Source organism: Pectobacterium zantedeschiae, assembly GCF_004137795.1.
Taxonomy (GTDB): Bacteria; Pseudomonadota; Gammaproteobacteria; order Enterobacterales; family Enterobacteriaceae; genus Pectobacterium; species Pectobacterium zantedeschiae.
The window spans coordinates 1,236,930-1,254,020 of sequence record NZ_NWTM01000001.1 but is presented as its reverse complement, the minus strand read 5'-3'; the positions used below and the strand labels follow the sequence as shown (position 1 = coordinate 1,254,020).

Below are 17,091 nucleotides of genomic sequence, written 5' to 3'. Positions count from 1 at the left end.
ATAATTTCTATTATGTAATGTATTAATGCAAAAGATATAGATAGCATAAAAATGACAATCTATTTTAAACATTGATATAAGCGTGACCGATTTCGGGCACGCTTTTCGTTAATGGTCAATATCTCTTCATATATGAGCATCAATTATAGCTTTTTGTTATGATTGCATCGGTATTTTTGCTTGAATTGCGACAATTATCGCGTATTTTTTTACACAATAGGATCCGCCATCCGTTTATTGCCCAGTGTCGGAAGGCGCTTGTGAATATAGGTGTAGGCTGCATTATCGTGTATTAATGAATCAGTGACGATGTGAATTTGTGCGGCACGTCCACGACTGATAAAAAAGGCCTTGCCATCGTATTCAGAGTGTGTAATAACGCTTCTGGGTAAAACGAGGTACAGTTCTGTATATGAATGGCATTTTCAGTAAAGAAGACTTAAGTACAACCTTTAGCGTTGCATGTTGCTTCTCTGCCGATCTTTATCTTAGTGCCTCAAGCAGTAACGACTTTGGTTTGTCTGTATAACGCCTTTTTGGCGGTTTAAACAATTAAAGGAAATATTTGAAATGGCAAAGATTAAAGGTCAGGTTAAGTGGTTCAACGAGTCTAAAGGCTTTGGTTTCATCACTCCTGCTGACGGCAGCAAAGATGTATTCGTACACTTCTCTGCAATTCAAGGCAATGGCTTCAAAACTCTGGCTGAAGGCCAGAACGTAGAATTCGAAATTCAGGATGGCCAGAAAGGTCCTTCTGCAGTAAACGTCACTGCGCTGTAATTTTACAGCTCTGTTGCAAAACCCGCCATGGTGCGGGTTTTTTGTTGTCTGCGTTTTATCTGCACCCGTGATGCTTTTATCTACACTCGTAATGCAATGAAGACGTTTTTAATGAGGAAAATGTGCCGATGAGTTATCAGTGTCCGCTATGCCAGTTACCTCTGGAGCGACACCCGCGGCAATGGACGTGTGGTAAACATAGTTTTGACTGTGCGAAGGAAGGGTATGTCAACCTGTTGCCGGTACAGTTTAAGCGTTCGAAACAACCCGGCGATAGTGCGGAAATGATGCAAGCACGGCGAAGCTTTTTGGAGGCCGGGCATTATCAACCGCTACGCGATGTTATCGCACAACATATTGATAATATTGTAGCGGATAACGCCACTGCGTTGCTGGATATTGGCTGTGGGGAAGGGTATTACACCGCAGAGTTTGCACATCGCCTTACATCGCGCAGGGCGATGACGATATACGGATTGGATGTTTCCAAAGCCGCTATTCAACGTGCGGCGAAGCGGTATGACAACGTTGAATTCTGTGTTGCTTCCAGTCAGCGATTGCCTTTTCAGGACCAATCCCTTGATGCTGTCGTGAAAATTTATGCGCCATGTAATGACGCGGAGTTGCAGCGTACTATTAAGATTGGCGGCTGGGTGGTGACGGTATCTCCGGGTCCACGACATCTTTATCAGTTGAAGTCGGAAGTCTACGATGAGGTGTCATTGCACCCAAGCAAAGATGAAGTGCTCACGGGTTTCCAGGTTATGGACCTACACACGCTCGCGTATACCATGCAGTTATCCGGGAGTGAGGCTGCTGCGCTCTTGCAAATGACGCCTTTCGCCTGGCGGGCAACACCTGACGTCAGCGAACGATTGCAGGCAACTACGCAGTTTAGTTGTGAAACGGATTTTATTATCCGTCTGCATCAGCGTGTGGATAGCGACGCTGGTAGGTGATAGGGAATAATAAAAACGGGCAGCGTGATAACAGGCTGCCCGTTGATGTAGATGTGTTTTATACCCTAAATAATTCGAGTTGCGTGCGTTTTGAACAACGATGACATTGTAACGCTGCTTGCTGCGGCCCTTCAGGGCTAGGCCTACGTTAAGGGTAACCAACGCACAAACAACGTGAAGTATGACGGTATATCAGGCGGCGTAGCCGAGATGTTCGTACAGGATATTACAGCCGATACCAATCAGAACCACCCCACCTATAATCTCTGCTTTTTTACCGAGAATCGGGCCGATATAGCGGCCGATCATCATCCCAAGCGTAACCATAATCATGGTGGCGCAGCCAATAACCATCGCAGTGTGGAGAATATTGACCTGAAGGAAAGCCAAACCAACGCCAATCGCCATAGCATCCAGGCTGGTGGCAATAGCCGTGCAGACTAACAGTGCCAGACTATGATTTTTGACGGGTTCGCAGCGGCAGTCTGAGGAACCTTTAAGTCCTTCAACGACCATACGTCCGCCCAGGAGCAATAAGAGCGTAAACGCAACCCAGTGATCCCATTTGATAATATATTGGCTGGCAAAGAAACCAAATGCCCAGCCGATGAGAGGAGTAATCGCTTCAATAACACCGAAAATGAGGCCTGTACGAATGGCATCACGGAAACGAGGGTTATGCAGGACGGCACCTTTACCGATTGACGCGGCGAAGGCATCCATAGACATACCAAATGCTAGGATGAGTGTTGCTGACATGTTCATTATAAAATAGCCTCGGCTGGACGATTAACCATATACACGCAGATCATCTCCAACCCTACGACGATGCTACGTGTCTATGGTCTCGCCTGCCAATCACGCTTGGCCGCCCGCACCACGTTTATACCCCGATAATATGGATATAGAACGAGTATGTTGATACGAGCATTTCTGACAAGTTACATGAATAATTACTAATCAGAAATCGGCTACTCCCCAATGACGGCGCAACCTTACCATATTATTTATGCTGCAAACAACACTAAAAGTTTTAGGTGTTAATAATGCAATTGATAATTATTTTCATTTGGTTGGTGGTGGCGAGGGATCGTATAAAATAACGTCAATGTTATTGGGGTTAAAATACCATCAAAACATGGTTTCTATATTCGAGGGTATTTTGAATAATTTGAATGTAAAAATTACCTCATTGATTCTCAATCATAAATTTATATATTTTTTCTAAATCATCGAGTTGAGTTACCTGTATCAATAAACGACGATTCTCAAGGTCAATAACTAATATTCCATCCTCGGATAAATTCATATTCTTAATTCTGGTATAAGGAATGAATATATTTGCATAAAAGAAACCGGTTGATTTAAAAACCAGTTTAGGTCGACGAATATAGGCCAGGTAGCACGCCATGAAGGCCAGAGAAATCAATAAATAGGTTGTGATGATGGCACCATTATTCATCACATTCTGATAAATAAGAATACCGACTAAACCGATGAAAATCAGCGTGTCAAGCCGGTTCATCCGCTTTAGAGGAACGAGCAGTTGTGTTTTCCCTTTAAGTTTATCCATGATGAACTCGTCATAGATGGCATACGCCAGTGCTAAAGCAATCAGTACCACCAGTGCGATATCCGTCATCGTCATCCGTATTACCTTTGTCCGTTGCGTGTCAGTGAATAAAAAAGCCGGACGATTTACGCCCGGCTATTGGGTATTACACGCCCAGCAGGCCGATCCAGTATCCGAAGATACCAATGGCAAAGAAGCCCATAATCAGCCACAGCGCGTTCACCTTGCGCCGTAACAGCCACATACAACCGAACGTCAGTAGGAGAGGAACGAGCCCCGGCATAAGCTGATCAAGGATAGATTGAACGGTGGTTACCGTAGTTTCCCCGTTCTGGTTCGTCACTGTCGATACCACCATCGGAATGTTGACGTGAGTCCATTTATTAACCAATGCCCCCATGACAAACAAGCCGAGGATTGACGCCGCTTCGGTCATTTTTTGCAGGAAACCACCGCCCATATCACTGACAATGTCGATCCCTTTACGGTAACCGTAGGCGACGCCATAGTAACGCACCAGTAGGCGAACCAGGTTAAACAGGACAAAGAAAAGGACTGGCCCCAGTAGGCTACCGCTCATGGCAATCCCCGCACCCAGTGCGGCAAATACCGGACGGGCGGTGCCCCAGAATATCGGGTCGCCGACGCCAGCCAATGGCCCCATCAGCCCGACCTTCAGACCGTTTATTGCTGCGTCATCAATGGGCGCGCCATTAGCACGTTGCTCTTCCATTGCCATGGTTACGCCGAGTACCGGAGCGGCAACAAAAGGTTGAGTATTGAAGAACTCCAGGTGGCGCTTGATCGCTTGTTTACGCTCTTCCGAATTTTCAGGATAAAGGCGACGAATCACTGGCACCATAGAAAAACAGAAGCCGAGTGCCTGCATACGTTCGAAGTTCCAGGAGCCTTGAAATAAGTTGGAACGGATAAACACCGCGCGGATGTCGCTGTCAGTGAGTTTTTTGACATTCGTATTTTCGACCATTTTTCTCACTCCTGTTAATCCAGTTCGTTATCAAGACCGTTATTGCCGGATGCAACCGACTGGCCTTGAACCTTGTTATATTTCGGGCTGAGTTGGATATACAGCACCGCCATCACAATACCGATTACGCCCAGAGCCACCAGGTTGAACTCAGTAAACGCGGCGGTAACGAAGCCAAGGTAGAAGAAAGGCATCAGATAGCCTGCACGCATCATGTTGATGACCATCGCGTAACCCACGACGACGATCATCCCACCGGCGATATTCAGACCGTTGGTGACCACATCCGGGATGGAGTTCAGCAGAGCGTGAACGGCGTCAGTGCCGACAGAGACCGCGACAATAACCGCAGGAATCGCGATACGCATCGCCTGAAGCAGCAGGGCGGAGACGTGAATCCAACTGATGGCCGTCAGGTTACCTCGCTCTGCCGCGCTGTCCGCTGCATGCTGGAAGGCGACCGTGATGGTACGAACAATAATGGTTAATACTTGTCCGGCCGCCGCGAGCGGGATCGCCAGAGCAATCCCTGCACCGATCCCCTGACCACCTGCAATAACCAGAATGGTTGAGATAATGGAAGCTAGCGCTGCATCCGGTGCGACTGCCGCACCGATGTTCATCCAGCCTAATGCGATCATTTCCAGCGTACCGCCAATAATGATCCCGGTTTTTAAATCACCTAATACTGCGCCAATCAACGTACAAGCGACGAGTGGACGGTGGAACTGGAATTCATCGAGAATTGAACCCATCCCCGAAACACATGCGACGAGAAATATCAGCACAATTTGAAGTGTGGTAATCTCCATCGTACTTCTCCTATAAAATGTGTCTGAGTAAAAATAAATCGCCATCCCCATTGATTTTCTATATCGACATAAAGTTTTTCAATATCGACATAAATGCATATTTTGAAAATCGTCAGGTCTATAAAACTATTATTGATGGTGATGTTAGCGTTAATAATCTTCGCATCGCGACAGGTATTAACGCGGCATTTTGTTAATCAAATCCATCATTTTAATCCGGGAATCGGTTGATACTTTCCGAACTTCCAACTCAATACCGCGTTTATCTAATTCACGAAACGCCGCAATATCTTTCTCATCGATAGAGACAGCATTATTCACCTGAGTTTTCCCCTGTTTGAATGCCATACCACCAATATTGACCGACGTAATTTTTACGCCATTTTCGATCAGCGTTAATACGTCCGTTGGATTGGTAAACAGTAACATCACGCGATCGGCGGCATATTTCGGGTTGTCATAAACACGAACCGCTTTTGCCACATCCACCACGTGCGCGGTAACGCCCGGCGGTGCAACCTGAGTCAACAACGTTTTGCGCACGTGATCGGCAGCGACTTCATCGCTGACAACAATAATGCGCGAAACATTGGTTTCTTTCGTCCAACGGGTAGCAACCTGGCCATGAATCAGCCGGTCATCTATACGTGCCAACCCAATTTTCATGTGTTCACCGGGGCCAGCCGGTATGGGGACGGAGTTGGCTTTTGGGGACGGCGGAGGAGAAGGCGGTACTGCTTTGGGTTTTTCCTGATGCTTCAGTGCTTTTACACCATCTCTGCCAGCTTCCAGAGCGATAGAAACCAGAGCGGAGAAGGAGGGGTCATCATCCCGAGCCATAAAGGTTTCTGCCAGCATGGGGATATTCACGCCAGCAATAACATCATGGTTTTCTTTGTCGGTGACGAGGCGGCTGGCGGCATTAAATGGGCTGCCGCCCCAGGTATCAACGAGAAACAGCACGCCTTGCGATGTGTCTAACTGCGCGAGTTTTTCCTGATATTTTTCTATCAGTGTTTCGGCGTTTTCTCCAGGAACGAAATCTATCCAGGCAACATTACTTTGTTCGCCAAGGATCATTTCTGCTGTCTTCAACAGCGGTCCCGCAGTGGCGCCGTGAGTGCATAACATTATGGCAATACTCACTTGCTACCTCCTCACGTTCACGATCAAAAAGAGTCAATGTGTCAGGAAACAGGGTTAACGCTGAGCTACTGAATGTTAACCGTCGCGGTATTAGTATGGCTGCAAGAAAAAATTTTACCGTGGATTCATGACATTCACTGTGTTCCTCCAGGTTGTCAGGCGAGAAATCGTGACTGACAGATTTATTTTACTTATCGAAAAAATAAATAGTGTGATGATGCTCTAATGCTGACCAGTTAAACAGGTGGCGAAAAGGGCGAGAAATAGGAAAATTTGAACGCGTTATCAATGCGAAGCAGGTCTAAGAAATTCTTTGTGAAAAATGGTAACAACCTGTTAGAGTAAACATCCCTTAAATTGCTTAGGAGCACCGGGCATCAGCCCTTCCCATGGACTGTCACCGACAAAACGTTCTTTGTTTCCCCGCTAATGCTGGCGGTTTTCTGTACTCTGCTGGTCACTCAGACCACATTAAGAATCTCTCTGATTCACACCAACTCTTTTTATTACCATTCAATGCTGTTCATGCATTGATGTCATCTGCTCGTTCATTTTCTGGAGTCTGACATGGAATTTTTGCTAGATCCTTCAATCTGGGCAGGCCTATTGACGCTGGTGGTACTTGAAATTGTTCTGGGTATCGACAATTTGGTGTTTATCGCCATTTTGGCGGATAAATTACCCCCCAAGCAGCGAGATAAAGCCCGCATTATCGGTTTAAGCCTGGCGTTATTCATGCGTCTGGGCCTGTTGTCTTTGATTTCTTGGATGGTCACACTGACGCGTCCACTGTTTAGCGTTGGCGATTTTAGCTTCTCGGGTCGAGACCTGATTCTGCTATTTGGCGGTATGTTCCTCTTGTTCAAAGCCACGATGGAGTTGCATGAACGGCTAGAGAATAAAACGCACGACGGTAATGGCAATCGCGCTCATGCCAGCTTCTGGGCTGTGGTTGCGCAGATTGTCGTGCTGGATGCCGTGTTCTCTCTGGATGCCGTGATTACTGCGGTGGGGATGGTCGATCACCTGGGTGTCATGATGACGGCGGTGATTATTGCGATGGGCGTCATGCTGATTGCCTCTAAGCCGCTGACCAACTTCGTCAACGAGCACCCAACGGTGGTAGTACTGTGCCTCAGCTTCTTGCTGATGATTGGTCTGAGCCTGATGGCGGAAGGTTTCGGCTTCCACATTCCGAAGGGCTACCTCTATGCAGCGATTGGCTTCTCCATTCTGATCGAACTGTTTAACCAAATTGCCCGTCATAACTTTATGAAGCATCAGTCGCACCGTCCTTTGCGTGAACGCACCGCAGAGGCCATTCTGCGTCTGATGGGCTCACGGAAAAACACGGACGATGTGGATACGGATGAACCGCAGAAGAAACTGACGACAGAGGAATTTGCTGAGGAAGAGCGCAATATGATCAGCGGTGTGCTGACATTAGCCTCGCGTTCGCTGCGTAGCGTGATGACGCCGCGTACTGAAATCTCCTGGGTGGATAGCGCCAGCTCTGTCGAACAGATCCGTATGCAATTGCTGGATACGCCTCATAGCCTGTTCCCAATATGTCGTGGCTCTCTGGATGAGATTATCGGAGTGGTCCGCGCCAAGGATCTGCTGGTGGCGTTGGAAACACCGACCGATGTGGAAAGCTTTGCCGCAGCTAACCCGCCAATCGTGGTGCCGGAAACGCTGGATGTGATAAACCTGCTGCCCGTTCTGCGTCGTGCAAAAGGTAGTCTGGTTATCATCGCCAACGAATTTGGTGTGGTGCAAGGGTTGGTTACGCCGCTGGACGTGTTGGAAGCGATTGCAGGTGAGTTCCCGGATGAAGACGAAACGTTGGATATCATCCCCGACGGCGAAGGCTGGCTGGTGAAAGGTGGAACGGATCTGCATGCTCTGCAACAGGTAGTAGATAGCAGCGATCTGGTTGATCCAAAGGAAGATTATGCTTCACTGGCTGGGATGCTGTTAGCGCATAGCGATGAGTTCCCGAAAGTCGGTGCCATTATCGAGTTGTACAACCTGCGCTTCCATATCATTGAGGTTTCCGAATACCGTATTGAACTGGTGCGTGTAGAACGTATCATCGATCGGGAAGAGGATGAAGACGCGTAATTAGCGTTTCGTTAGCCGATTGCAAAAAAGCCCCGCCAATTTGGCGGGGCTTTTTTATGATGGAACTGAAGTCGGGTGAAAACGGATTAATCACCCTGTACTTTTAATCACACTGAACTTTAATCGCCAGTCCGCCTCGTGAGGTTTCGCGGTATTTGGCGTTCATGTCTTTCCCCGTCTCGTACATGGTCTCAATCACCTTATCCAGTGATACACGGGCTTCACTGGTGCGGCGCGTGGCCATGCGAGCGGCGTTAATCGCCTTAACAGAAGCAATCGCGTTGCGCTCGATGCATGGAACCTGTACCTGACCGGCAACCGGGTCGCAGGTTAAACCCAGATTGTGTTCCATACCGATCTCGGCAGCGACGCAAACCTGCTCCGGGCTTGCGCCCATCAGTTCTGCCAGTCCCGCAGCAGCCATGGAACAGGCTACGCCCACTTCACCCTGACAGCCCACTTCAGCACCGGAGATCGAGGCGTTCATTTTGTACAGAATGCCGACTGCGCCCGCAGCAAGGAAATAACGAACATAAATAGTCGGGCTAACGGGCTCGATGAAGTGGTCGTAATAGGCGAGGACGGCTGGGACGATACCGCACGCGCCGTTTGTTGGTGCGGTAACCACGCGGCCCCCTGCGGCATTTTCTTCATTTACCGCTAGCGCGAACATATTCACCCAGTCCACCACGTTCATCGGGTCATTGGAGTGCTTATCGGAAGACACCAGCATACGACGCAGCGCGGAAGCGCGACGTGGTACGCGCAGCGGGCCGGGTAAAACGCCTTCGGTATTCATGCCGCGATCGATACAGGCACGCATCGTCTGCCAAATGTCGGCAAAGTAGGCATCAATCTCCTGACGGCTGTGCAACGCCAGTTCGTTACGCATCACCATTCCAGAAAGCGACAGGCCACTCTGTTTACAGTGATCCAGCATTTCTTTAGCGGAATTGAACGTATAAGGAACAGAGACGTCGGTAGCGGCATCTTTGCCAAAATTCTCTGCATCAACGATGAAGCCACCGCCGATGGAGTAGTAGGTTTTGCTATAAATCTCTTTATTACTGGCAAAGGCGGTGATGGTCATGCCGTTTTCGTGCAACGGCAGATTTTCACTGCGGAAAACCATACCGCCTTCGCGTGGGAAATCGACCTCGTGCTGTCCATTAGCCAACAGCAGGCGTTCGCGTTGCTCAACATCGCGGATAAAGCCGGGAATCGAATCGATATCAACGGTATCCGGCATGTTGCCTGCAAGACCCATGATGATGGCGATATCCGTATGGTGGCCTTTACCTGTTAGCGACAGCGAGCCATACACATCGACAGCAATACGCGTGGTTGCAGCCAGTAAATTCTGGTTGATTAATTCATCGACAAATTGCTTACCGGCTTTCATCGGTCCAACCGTATGAGAGCTAGAGGGGCCAATACCGATCTTAAACATGTCGAAAACGCTTATCACGCGAAACTCCTTAAAGACTCAGGATCGTACCCGCTACTTTCTGGCTATCAGCTTCCAGCGCCTTCATCATCAGATAGTGATACTCGTTGCATTTCAATATGAGTCTCGTCCTAAAGGGCAAACGCTTTACGTTGTTCAAAACGCTAACATGTTGTCCTGAAACTCGAATTATTTAGAGTGTATGTTGCAAACTATCTGGCGATTCCGGTTTTGGCGATACATGACCTGAATTGTAGTGGATATATACCCAAAGATTAGAATAAAACTCGTCAAATCGCGCTATTGTAGTGTGGAATATGTTGTTAGGCTTTCTTTTTCGCATGAAATAAACTTATGCCAATGCACAATTTAACTTATCTCAAATACGACCTAAATCATTGTAAATTATCTACATGAGTGATTTTTGCTCGACAAGACCGCTTTGAAAGTGAGGATAATTGGCGGGGTAAAAGAAGTGCCGAACCGAAAGCCGCAGAGTGCGCATTGTACTTAGGGTTTGTCGGAAGTCTGTAAAGCGAGCTGGTGGATGATTGCTGCGGTCAATCCCCAGACAAACTGCTGCTGATACCAGGAGAGATAGACCCGGTGGCGTTGCTGTTTACGCTCAATGTCCAGCGGGTAATAGCGGGTCAACGCAAAAGCCTCGTTTAGCGGCATTTCAAACAATTCGGCGACTTCATCTTCATTAGGGTGAAATCGAGTCTGTGCAGCAATCAGCCCGACGACGGGCGTGACCTGAAAGCCGCTAACGCTGTCCAACGGCGGTAGAACGCCTAACACCTGAACATTCTCCGGTGGGATAGCCACTTCCTCCTGTGCTTCACGCAGCGCCGTTTCGATGATTGAACGATCCGTTTTGTCTGCTGCCCCGCCAGGGAACGCGACTTGTCCTGCATGTTTACGGAGATCGGCAGAACGTCGGGTCAATAATAATGTGGGCGTAGGGTGACAAATAATTGGTACCAGAACCGCTGCCTGACGCTGCTGATGCACCGGCCGTAGTGATGGCGGAAGCTGTAGCTGAAAGCGCGTAATAAAGTCATTCAGTGCAAAAGCCGTTGATGGCAAGACGATCTCACTCATTTGCTTAGTCCCTGAATTGTCTGGGAGCCGTCCAGTAGGGGAAGAATGCGGCCTACTTTATCAAACGTTTCCTGATATTCAGCCTGTTCCTGACTATCGGCGACGATGCCACCGCCTGCCCAACAATAGATTCTGCCGCGTTCGGTTAATAACGTCCTGATTGTGATGTTGGTGTCCATGGTTCCACAGAGGCTAATGTAACCGACGCTGCCACAGTAAGCATTGCGACGCTGAGGCTCTAGTTCTTCAATAATCTGCATAGCGCGGATTTTTGGCGCGCCGGTAATCGATCCACCGGGAAAACAGGCGCGTAGCAGCGTAGTGGCAGGGCAATTTTCTGGTAATTGTGCTTCAATCGTGCTGACCAGGTGGTGTACCGCAGGAAAAGGCTCGACGATGAATAATTCCGGTACGCGAACGCTGCCCGGAACGGCCACTCGGCCAATATCGTTGCGTAGAAGATCGACAATCATCAGATTCTCAGAGCGATCTTTCTCGGAGTTAGCGAGCCGCACCGCCTGCTGTTTATCGTCATCTGGGTCTGCGAGGCGCGGTAATGTGCCCTTAATTGGCCGTGTTTGAATGTGATTGTTTTCCAGCCAGAGAAAGCGTTCCGGCGATACGCTGATTACCGTATTTTCCGGCAGGCGCAGGAAGGCTGAAAAGGGGGCTTTATTTCCTGCGGACAACCGTAAAAATGCTTGCCATTCATCACCAGCGTAAGTTGCAGAGAAACGCTGCGCCAGATTGACCTGATAGCAATCGCCTGCCAGAAGGTAGTCCTGTATTTTGCGGAATTTCTCGCCGTATGCGTCACGTGACATATTCGGCTGCCAGTCGCTGGTGAGGCTGAAATCGGCTTTCGTCGTGTTAACAGGCAGGGTGGCTAACCAGTCGAGCCGCGCTTGAAGGGAATGATGTACGATCAGCGTTAACGTCTGCCTATGATGGTCGGCGACCAGCGCCCAGTCGTATAAACCAATCGCCATATCCGGCAGGTTGATATCCTGCTCGGCCTGTGTAGGTAGCGTTTCAATCTGACGCCCTAAATCGTAGCCGAACAGACCAAGTGCTCCTCCCTGAAAAGGAAAATCAGGATGGGTTTCGGTGGGCAGCGCCAATGCATCCAACTGCTGTTGAAGAAGATCGAACGGATCACCGTCTGTGAAATTCGTTACGCCGTCACGTGTGATTTCTATCTTACCTTCACGCGTACACAGCGTGACTCGTGGATCGGCGACCATGACATCGAAACGATTGTGAGGATGATTGGCAAACCCAGAATGCAGCAGCATAGTCCATGGCTGTTGGGAAAAAGGCGCAAAGCGATCGAGCAACACGTTCGGGTAGTAAGGCAGCGTGTGATAGAGAACGGCAGGGCCCGTCCCAGTGGTCGAATCGCTCATGGAATCTCTTGTATGAGTGACGTGAGTCGTATTGGCGGCAGTCATGTTTTTCGTGTTGTGTTTACTATTATGGTGTCTATTTTACTGACCACAGCGTACCACAAAGCAGAAATGCTGGTGTATGCCAAAGCGGGCATGCGATGATACGTGCGAATTTATCAACCAGGAAATAATCATGATTGCAGGTATGCCCGCGCTGACGCATAAGCAGCAGCAAGATGCCGTAGAGCGTATTCAGGAACTGATGTCTGAGGGCATGAGCAGCGGCCAGGCGATCGCGCTCGTCGCGGCTGAAATCCGTGAAAATCATAACGGTGATAACGTCGCGATGATGTTTGACGAAGACGATGATGACACGGTTAATGAGAGCGATGATGAACAGCATTTTGACGATGGTGAAGAAGAGGAAGAACAGTAAGCGCACTTCCCCCTATACCTGTCATCCTTCACGTTGCGTGTGTGTTGGCTGCGCTTAAATACTCGGCCCGTTGTGGGCCTCGCTCTGAAGGGCCGCTGCAAGCAGCGTTCAAATCTGCTTCCGGCAGATTTGTCACCCGAATCACTTACCGGAGTAAGCTCATCGGGATGAAATGAGAGGCATCCTGTCTCTCACCGGAGGACAGCCGTTCGCTGATCAAATTCGTTCCCGACGAATTTGTCCCTCACTTACCACATTATTCAGCCTTATGGCTTATACCGCCGCGATTGCTTTTATTTCGACTTTAAATTTCGGATGCATCAACTTCGCCTGCACGGTGCAGCGTACTGGCGCGCTGCCCGCCACGACCCAGGCATCCCACGCGGCGTTCATCGCGGCAAAATCACCGGCATCGGCGAGAAAAATCGTAACGTCCAGCAGCTTGCTCTTATCCGTTCCCGCCTGTTTCAGGATCGCATCTATCGCGCCCAGCGCGTTTTCCGTTTGTGCCTGCGCCCCGTCGTCCAAATTTTCTGGCACGCTGGTGTAATAGAGTGTGTTGTTGTGGATGACCGCGTCTGACCAGCGTGCTTCAGGATTAATTCGTATGATCGCCATGATGAAGTTTCTCCTACGTAATAAAAGCGAATCGCCAAGCCTAACACAGTCGATGTCGGCACGCGTTCCTGATTTAGGGTGGTAGCGGCGAGTGACTCTTGGCATAATCAGCGCGGTATTTTTGCCGTGACCTGAAACGGTTAGGGGCTTATAGGCCTTACTAGATAGGGTATTCCTTTGAAAAGAGAGCGGGCGTGACGAAAGATCCGGTAATCGATGATTTTGCTAATGATGGCGCGCTGGCAAAAGCGATCACGGGCTTCAAGCCTCGTGAACCACAGCGGCAGATGGCGCAGGCAGTCATGCAGGCCATTGACGACAAAACGGCGCTGGTGGTGGAAGCAGGAACCGGAACGGGTAAAACCTATGCTTACCTTGCGCCAGCCTTGCGTTCAGATAAAAAAGTCATCATTTCGACCGGATCGAAAGCGCTACAGGATCAGCTCTATAGTCGTGATTTGCCGACCATTGCGCAGGCGCTGAAGTACAAAGGCAAATTAGCGCTGTTGAAAGGCCGCTCGAATTATCTCTGTCTGGAACGGCTTGAACAGCAATCGCTTGGGGGCGGTGATTTGCCCGGTGAAACGCTGAGCGAACTGGTCAGGCTGCGCGGCTGGTCGTCAGAAACAACGGAAGGTGATGTCACAACCTGCTCAGGCGTGGCGGAAGATAGCGCGATCTGGCCATTAGTGACCAGCACCAACGATAACTGTCTGGGCAGCGACTGTCCGCATTATAAAGAATGTTTCGTGGTGAAGGCGCGGCGCAAAGCGATGGATGCCGATATTGTGGTGGTTAACCATCATCTTTATCTGGCGGACATGGTGGTGAAGGAAACGGGATTCGCGGAGCTGATCCCGGAAAGTGATGTCGTGATTTTCGATGAAGCCCATCAGATACCCGATATTGCCAGCCAATATTTTGGCCAACAGCTTTCCAGCCGCCAATTGCTGGATCTGGCAAAAGACATCATCATTGCCTACCGCACTGAGGTGCGTGATGCTTCTCAACTACAGAAAAGCGCCGATCGCCTGACGCAGAGTACGCAGGATTTCCGGTTGGCGCTGGGCGATCCGGGGTTTCGCGGCAATCTACGGGATGTGCTTGAACAACCATCGCTTCAGCGTGCGCTGTTGTTGTTGGATGACGCACTGGAGCTGTGTTACGACGTCGCGAAACTGTCGCTCGGCCGTTCTGCGCTGCTGGATGTGGCCTTTGAACGCGCCACGCTTTACCGCAACCGACTGAAACGACTGAAAGACGTCCAGTTGCCGGGTTACAGCTACTGGTATGAATGCAATTCGCGTCATTTTGTGTTGGCGCTGACGCCATTGTCGGTCGCCGATCGCTTTCGCGAACTGCTCAAGGAGAAGCCCGCAGCCTGGGTGTTTACCTCTGCGACGCTGTCTGTTAACGATCAACTCTTCCACTTCACTGATAGGCTGGGGTTGGATAACGCCAAGACGCTCCTGTTACCCAGCCCGTTTGATTATGCGAATCAGGCGTTGCTCTGCGTCCCTCGTAACCTGCCTGAAACGAATCGCCCCGGTGCGGCGAAAAGGTTAGCAGCGATGTTGCGGCCGTTGATTGAAGCGAATCAGGGACGTTGTTTTATGTTGTGTACCTCGCATCAGATGATGCGCGACTTAGCCGCAGAGTTCCGCGCTACGCTGACGCTACCGGTACTGTTGCAGGGGGAAACCGGCAAAGCACAACTGCTGTCGCAGTTTGTGTCGGCGGGGAATGCTTTATTGGTAGCGACCAGCAGCTTCTGGGAAGGCGTGGATGTGCGCGGAGATACGCTCTCCTGCGTCATTATCGATAAATTGCCGTTTACCTCACCGGACGATCCGCTGCTGAAAGCACGCATAGAGGATTGCCGTCTGCGCGGCGGTGAACCGTTCGACGATGTGCAGGTTCCCGATGCGGTGATTACTCTGAAACAAGGCGTGGGTCGTCTCATCCGTGATGTTGAGGATCGCGGTGTGATTGTGATTTGCGATAATCGATTAGTGATGCGGCCGTACGGTGCCGTGTTCCTTAACAGCTTGCCGCCAACGCCGCGCACTCGCGATATTCGGCAGGCAATTAATTTCCTGACGCGTAACACATAATCCTCTGTTATTGATTGCCGCATGGCTTGACCGATGGTGGGAAGGGCTGCGGCGCGACAGGCGCTTATGCTATGATGTGGGTTGTTAAGATTTATTTATCCTGCCTGAGGTTGGCATGTCTACGCGAATTCTAGCGCTTGATACCGCAACGGAAGCCTGTTCCGTCGCACTCTGGAATGAAGGTGAAATTCATTCTCTGTTCGAAATTTGTCCCCGTGAGCACACGCAACGTATCCTGCCGATGGTTCAGCAGGTGCTGGCCGACAGCGGCCTGACGCTCAAAGATCTTGATGCGTTGGCCTTTGGTCAGGGGCCGGGAAGTTTTACCGGTGTGCGGATTGGTATTGGTATTGCACAAGGGTTGGCGCTGGGGGCGGATTTACCGTTGCTTGGCGTATCGTCACTGGCGACGATGGCGCAGGGCGCTTTCCGCCTGACGCAGGCAACGCAAGTATTGGCTGCTATTGATGCGCGAATGGGGGAAGTGTACTGGGGCTGTTATCAGCGTGATGCTGGCGGTGGCTGGCTGGGCGAATCTGAGGAAGCGGTATTGAAGCCTGAGCAGGTGCAGGCCTTAACTGCCGAGCTGTCAGGTGAATGGGCCACGGTAGGAACTGGATGGGAAACCTATCCTGAGCTGGTAAACCATGCTTCGCTGGTGTTAGCGAAGGGGGACGTTCTACTGCCGCAGGCAGAGGACATGTTGCCGCTGGCCTGTCAGCTATGGCAATCAGGAAGAGCAGTCAGTGTCGAGAATGCGCAACCGCGTTACCTGCGCAATGAAGTAACCTGGAAAAAATTGCCCGGTCGCGAGTAGCCAGAACACATATTTTTCATACGTATAACGGGAATAAACAGCAACTTATTCGATGCTGAGCAGTCTAACGATCAGATATCTGAAGAGGGGTTGTGCCATGCGTGTACAGATAAAAAGTATACAAATGAAATGTCTGCATCTGAGTCAGAAAAGAGCACGCTTTTGTATGCTAGCTGCGGTAGCGCTGTTGCTTTCAGGCTGTGTCACGGTGCCGGATGCCATCAAAGGTACGTCGCCAACGCCGCAGGACGATCTCGTTCGTGTGATGAATGCGCCGCAAATTTATGTCGGTCAGGAATCACGCTTTGGTGGACGAGTGGTCAGCATCCGCAATGAAGCGAATAAAACGCGTCTGGAGATCGCCAGCATGCCGCTAGATAGCGGCGCGAAACCTCTGTTGGATATGCCGTCAGAAGGGCGTTTCATTGCCTATGTGAATCGCTTCCTGGAGCCTGTCGATTTTAAAGACCAATTGGTCACCGTTGTGGGGCCGATTGTTGGCACCGAACAGGGCGCTATCGGTGATAAACCTTATCGCTATGTCGTTGTTAATGCGCAAGGCTACAAACGCTGGAATGTCGTGCAGCGTCTGATGGTGCCGCCAGGCGGTTATGGTCCATGGGGATGGCGCGCGGGTTACGGCTACGGCTGGGGCCCCGGATGGGGATTTGACGGCGGGTGGCCTGGTCCGGCGCGGATTGAGAATGTCGTGACAGAATAAGAATAGGGCTATTTTACTTGTCATTTTTCCGCGCTGTCCGTGTCCAAAGTGACTGCGCCAATAA

The 17,091-nt window shown here is 50.1% G+C and carries 18 protein-coding genes and 1 riboswitch; of the genes, 9 read left to right on the top strand and 9 right to left on the bottom strand.

From position 1 onward, the window contains the following. The first annotated feature begins 412 nt into the window (after positions 1 to 412). The 3 genes from CLR69_RS05650 to rlmA all read left to right on the top strand — a co-directional run bounded on the left by CLR69_RS05650 (position 413) and on the right by rlmA (position 1,739). Positions 413 to 529 carry a DUF2627 domain-containing protein gene (locus CLR69_RS05650; protein ID WP_106389030.1) on the top strand — a complete coding sequence of 39 codons (117 nt, stop codon included), beginning with the start codon at positions 413 to 415 and terminating at the stop codon, positions 527 to 529. 41 nt (positions 530 to 570) lie between these two features. Beyond that, positions 571 to 780 carry a transcription antiterminator/RNA stability regulator CspE gene (gene cspE / locus CLR69_RS05645; protein ID WP_005968829.1) on the top strand — a complete coding sequence of 70 codons (210 nt, stop codon included), beginning with the start codon at positions 571 to 573 and terminating at the stop codon, positions 778 to 780. A gap of 128 nt (positions 781 to 908) precedes the next feature. Continuing rightward, positions 909 to 1,739 (top strand): 23S rRNA (guanine(745)-N(1))-methyltransferase, encoded by an 831-nt coding sequence (gene rlmA, locus CLR69_RS05640; RefSeq protein ID WP_129711300.1) that lies wholly within the window; start codon positions 909 to 911, stop codon positions 1,737 to 1,739. A gap of 192 nt (positions 1,740 to 1,931) precedes the next feature. On the opposite strand, the gene mntP is transcribed toward rlmA, so the two are convergent. The 5 genes from mntP to manX all read right to left on the bottom strand — a co-directional run bounded on the left by mntP (position 1,932) and on the right by manX (position 6,258). After that, positions 1,932 to 2,504: a manganese efflux pump MntP gene (gene mntP / locus CLR69_RS05635; RefSeq protein ID WP_129711299.1), complete on the bottom strand. Its 573-nt coding sequence runs from the start codon at positions 2,502 to 2,504 to the stop codon at positions 1,932 to 1,934. 8 nt (positions 2,505 to 2,512) lie between these two features. Continuing rightward, positions 2,513 to 2,731, bottom strand: a riboswitch (yybP-ykoY riboswitch). A gap of 197 nt (positions 2,732 to 2,928) precedes the next feature. Next, positions 2,929 to 3,387: a DUF986 family protein gene (locus tag CLR69_RS05630; protein WP_129711298.1), complete on the bottom strand. Its 459-nt coding sequence runs from the start codon at positions 3,385 to 3,387 to the stop codon at positions 2,929 to 2,931. Positions 3,388 to 3,457: 70 nt separating this feature from the next. Further along, positions 3,458 to 4,300, bottom strand: coding sequence for a PTS mannose transporter subunit IID (locus CLR69_RS05625; protein ID WP_014699846.1), 843 nt, complete (start codon positions 4,298 to 4,300; stop codon positions 3,458 to 3,460). 14 nt (positions 4,301 to 4,314) lie between these two features. Next, positions 4,315 to 5,112, bottom strand: coding sequence for a PTS mannose/fructose/sorbose transporter subunit IIC (locus tag CLR69_RS05620; protein ID WP_039300201.1), 798 nt, complete (start codon positions 5,110 to 5,112; stop codon positions 4,315 to 4,317). Positions 5,113 to 5,289: 177 nt separating this feature from the next. Then, positions 5,290 to 6,258: a PTS mannose transporter subunit IIAB gene (gene manX / locus CLR69_RS05615; protein ID WP_129711297.1), complete on the bottom strand. Its 969-nt coding sequence runs from the start codon at positions 6,256 to 6,258 to the stop codon at positions 5,290 to 5,292. Between the two features lie 567 nt (positions 6,259 to 6,825). On the opposite strand from manX, the gene CLR69_RS05610 reads away from it, so the two are divergent. Further along, entirely contained in the window at positions 6,826 to 8,382 is a 1,557-nt protein-coding gene (locus tag CLR69_RS05610) for a TerC family protein (protein ID WP_129704782.1), read from the top strand. Positions 8,383 to 8,485: 103 nt separating this feature from the next. On the opposite strand, the gene sdaA is transcribed toward CLR69_RS05610, so the two are convergent. The 3 genes from sdaA to pabB all read right to left on the bottom strand — a co-directional run bounded on the left by sdaA (position 8,486) and on the right by pabB (position 12,384). After that, on the bottom strand, positions 8,486 to 9,850 hold the full coding sequence (gene sdaA / locus CLR69_RS05605) for an L-serine ammonia-lyase (RefSeq protein ID WP_129711296.1): 1,365 nt from the start codon (positions 9,848 to 9,850) through the stop codon (positions 8,486 to 8,488). Between the two features lie 489 nt (positions 9,851 to 10,339). Further along, a complete protein-coding gene (locus CLR69_RS05600; protein WP_129707696.1) occupies positions 10,340 to 10,933 on the bottom strand; it encodes a CoA pyrophosphatase in 594 nt (197 codons plus the stop codon). Beyond that, on the bottom strand, positions 10,930 to 12,384 hold the full coding sequence (gene pabB, locus CLR69_RS05595; RefSeq protein WP_129711295.1) for an aminodeoxychorismate synthase component 1: 1,455 nt from the start codon (positions 12,382 to 12,384) through the stop codon (positions 10,930 to 10,932). Before pabB ends, CLR69_RS05600 begins: the two co-directional genes overlap by 4 nt. Between pabB and CLR69_RS23295 the strand changes: the two genes are divergently transcribed. Beyond that, positions 12,352 to 12,483, top strand: coding sequence for a hypothetical protein (locus CLR69_RS23295; protein WP_277950130.1), 132 nt, complete (start codon positions 12,352 to 12,354; stop codon positions 12,481 to 12,483). The two genes, pabB and CLR69_RS23295, sit on opposite strands and share 33 nt — an antisense overlap. Positions 12,484 to 12,514: 31 nt before the next feature. Further along, positions 12,515 to 12,757, top strand: a complete 243-nt coding sequence (locus CLR69_RS05590) for a YoaH family protein (protein ID WP_129711294.1) — start codon at positions 12,515 to 12,517, stop codon at positions 12,755 to 12,757. Positions 12,758 to 13,030: 273 nt separating this feature from the next. On the opposite strand, the gene CLR69_RS05585 is transcribed toward CLR69_RS05590, so the two are convergent. Beyond that, positions 13,031 to 13,375: a RidA family protein gene (locus CLR69_RS05585; protein ID WP_129707702.1), complete on the bottom strand. Its 345-nt coding sequence runs from the start codon at positions 13,373 to 13,375 to the stop codon at positions 13,031 to 13,033. A 194-nt stretch (positions 13,376 to 13,569) separates the two neighbouring features. Here CLR69_RS05585 and CLR69_RS05580 point away from each other — a divergent pair, with 194 nt between their 5' ends. The 3 genes from CLR69_RS05580 (at position 13,570) to CLR69_RS05570 (ending at position 17,027) form a co-directional block, all read left to right on the top strand. Continuing rightward, positions 13,570 to 15,489: a DNA repair helicase YoaA gene (locus tag CLR69_RS05580; RefSeq protein WP_129707704.1), complete on the top strand. Its 1,920-nt coding sequence runs from the start codon at positions 13,570 to 13,572 to the stop codon at positions 15,487 to 15,489. A gap of 115 nt (positions 15,490 to 15,604) precedes the next feature. After that, positions 15,605 to 16,306, top strand: a complete 702-nt coding sequence (tsaB, locus tag CLR69_RS05575) for a tRNA (adenosine(37)-N6)-threonylcarbamoyltransferase complex dimerization subunit type 1 TsaB (RefSeq protein WP_129711293.1) — start codon at positions 15,605 to 15,607, stop codon at positions 16,304 to 16,306. A gap of 97 nt (positions 16,307 to 16,403) precedes the next feature. Beyond that, positions 16,404 to 17,027 (top strand): Slp family lipoprotein, encoded by a 624-nt coding sequence (locus CLR69_RS05570; protein WP_129711292.1) that lies wholly within the window; start codon positions 16,404 to 16,406, stop codon positions 17,025 to 17,027. Positions 17,028 to 17,091 lie beyond the last annotated feature (64 nt).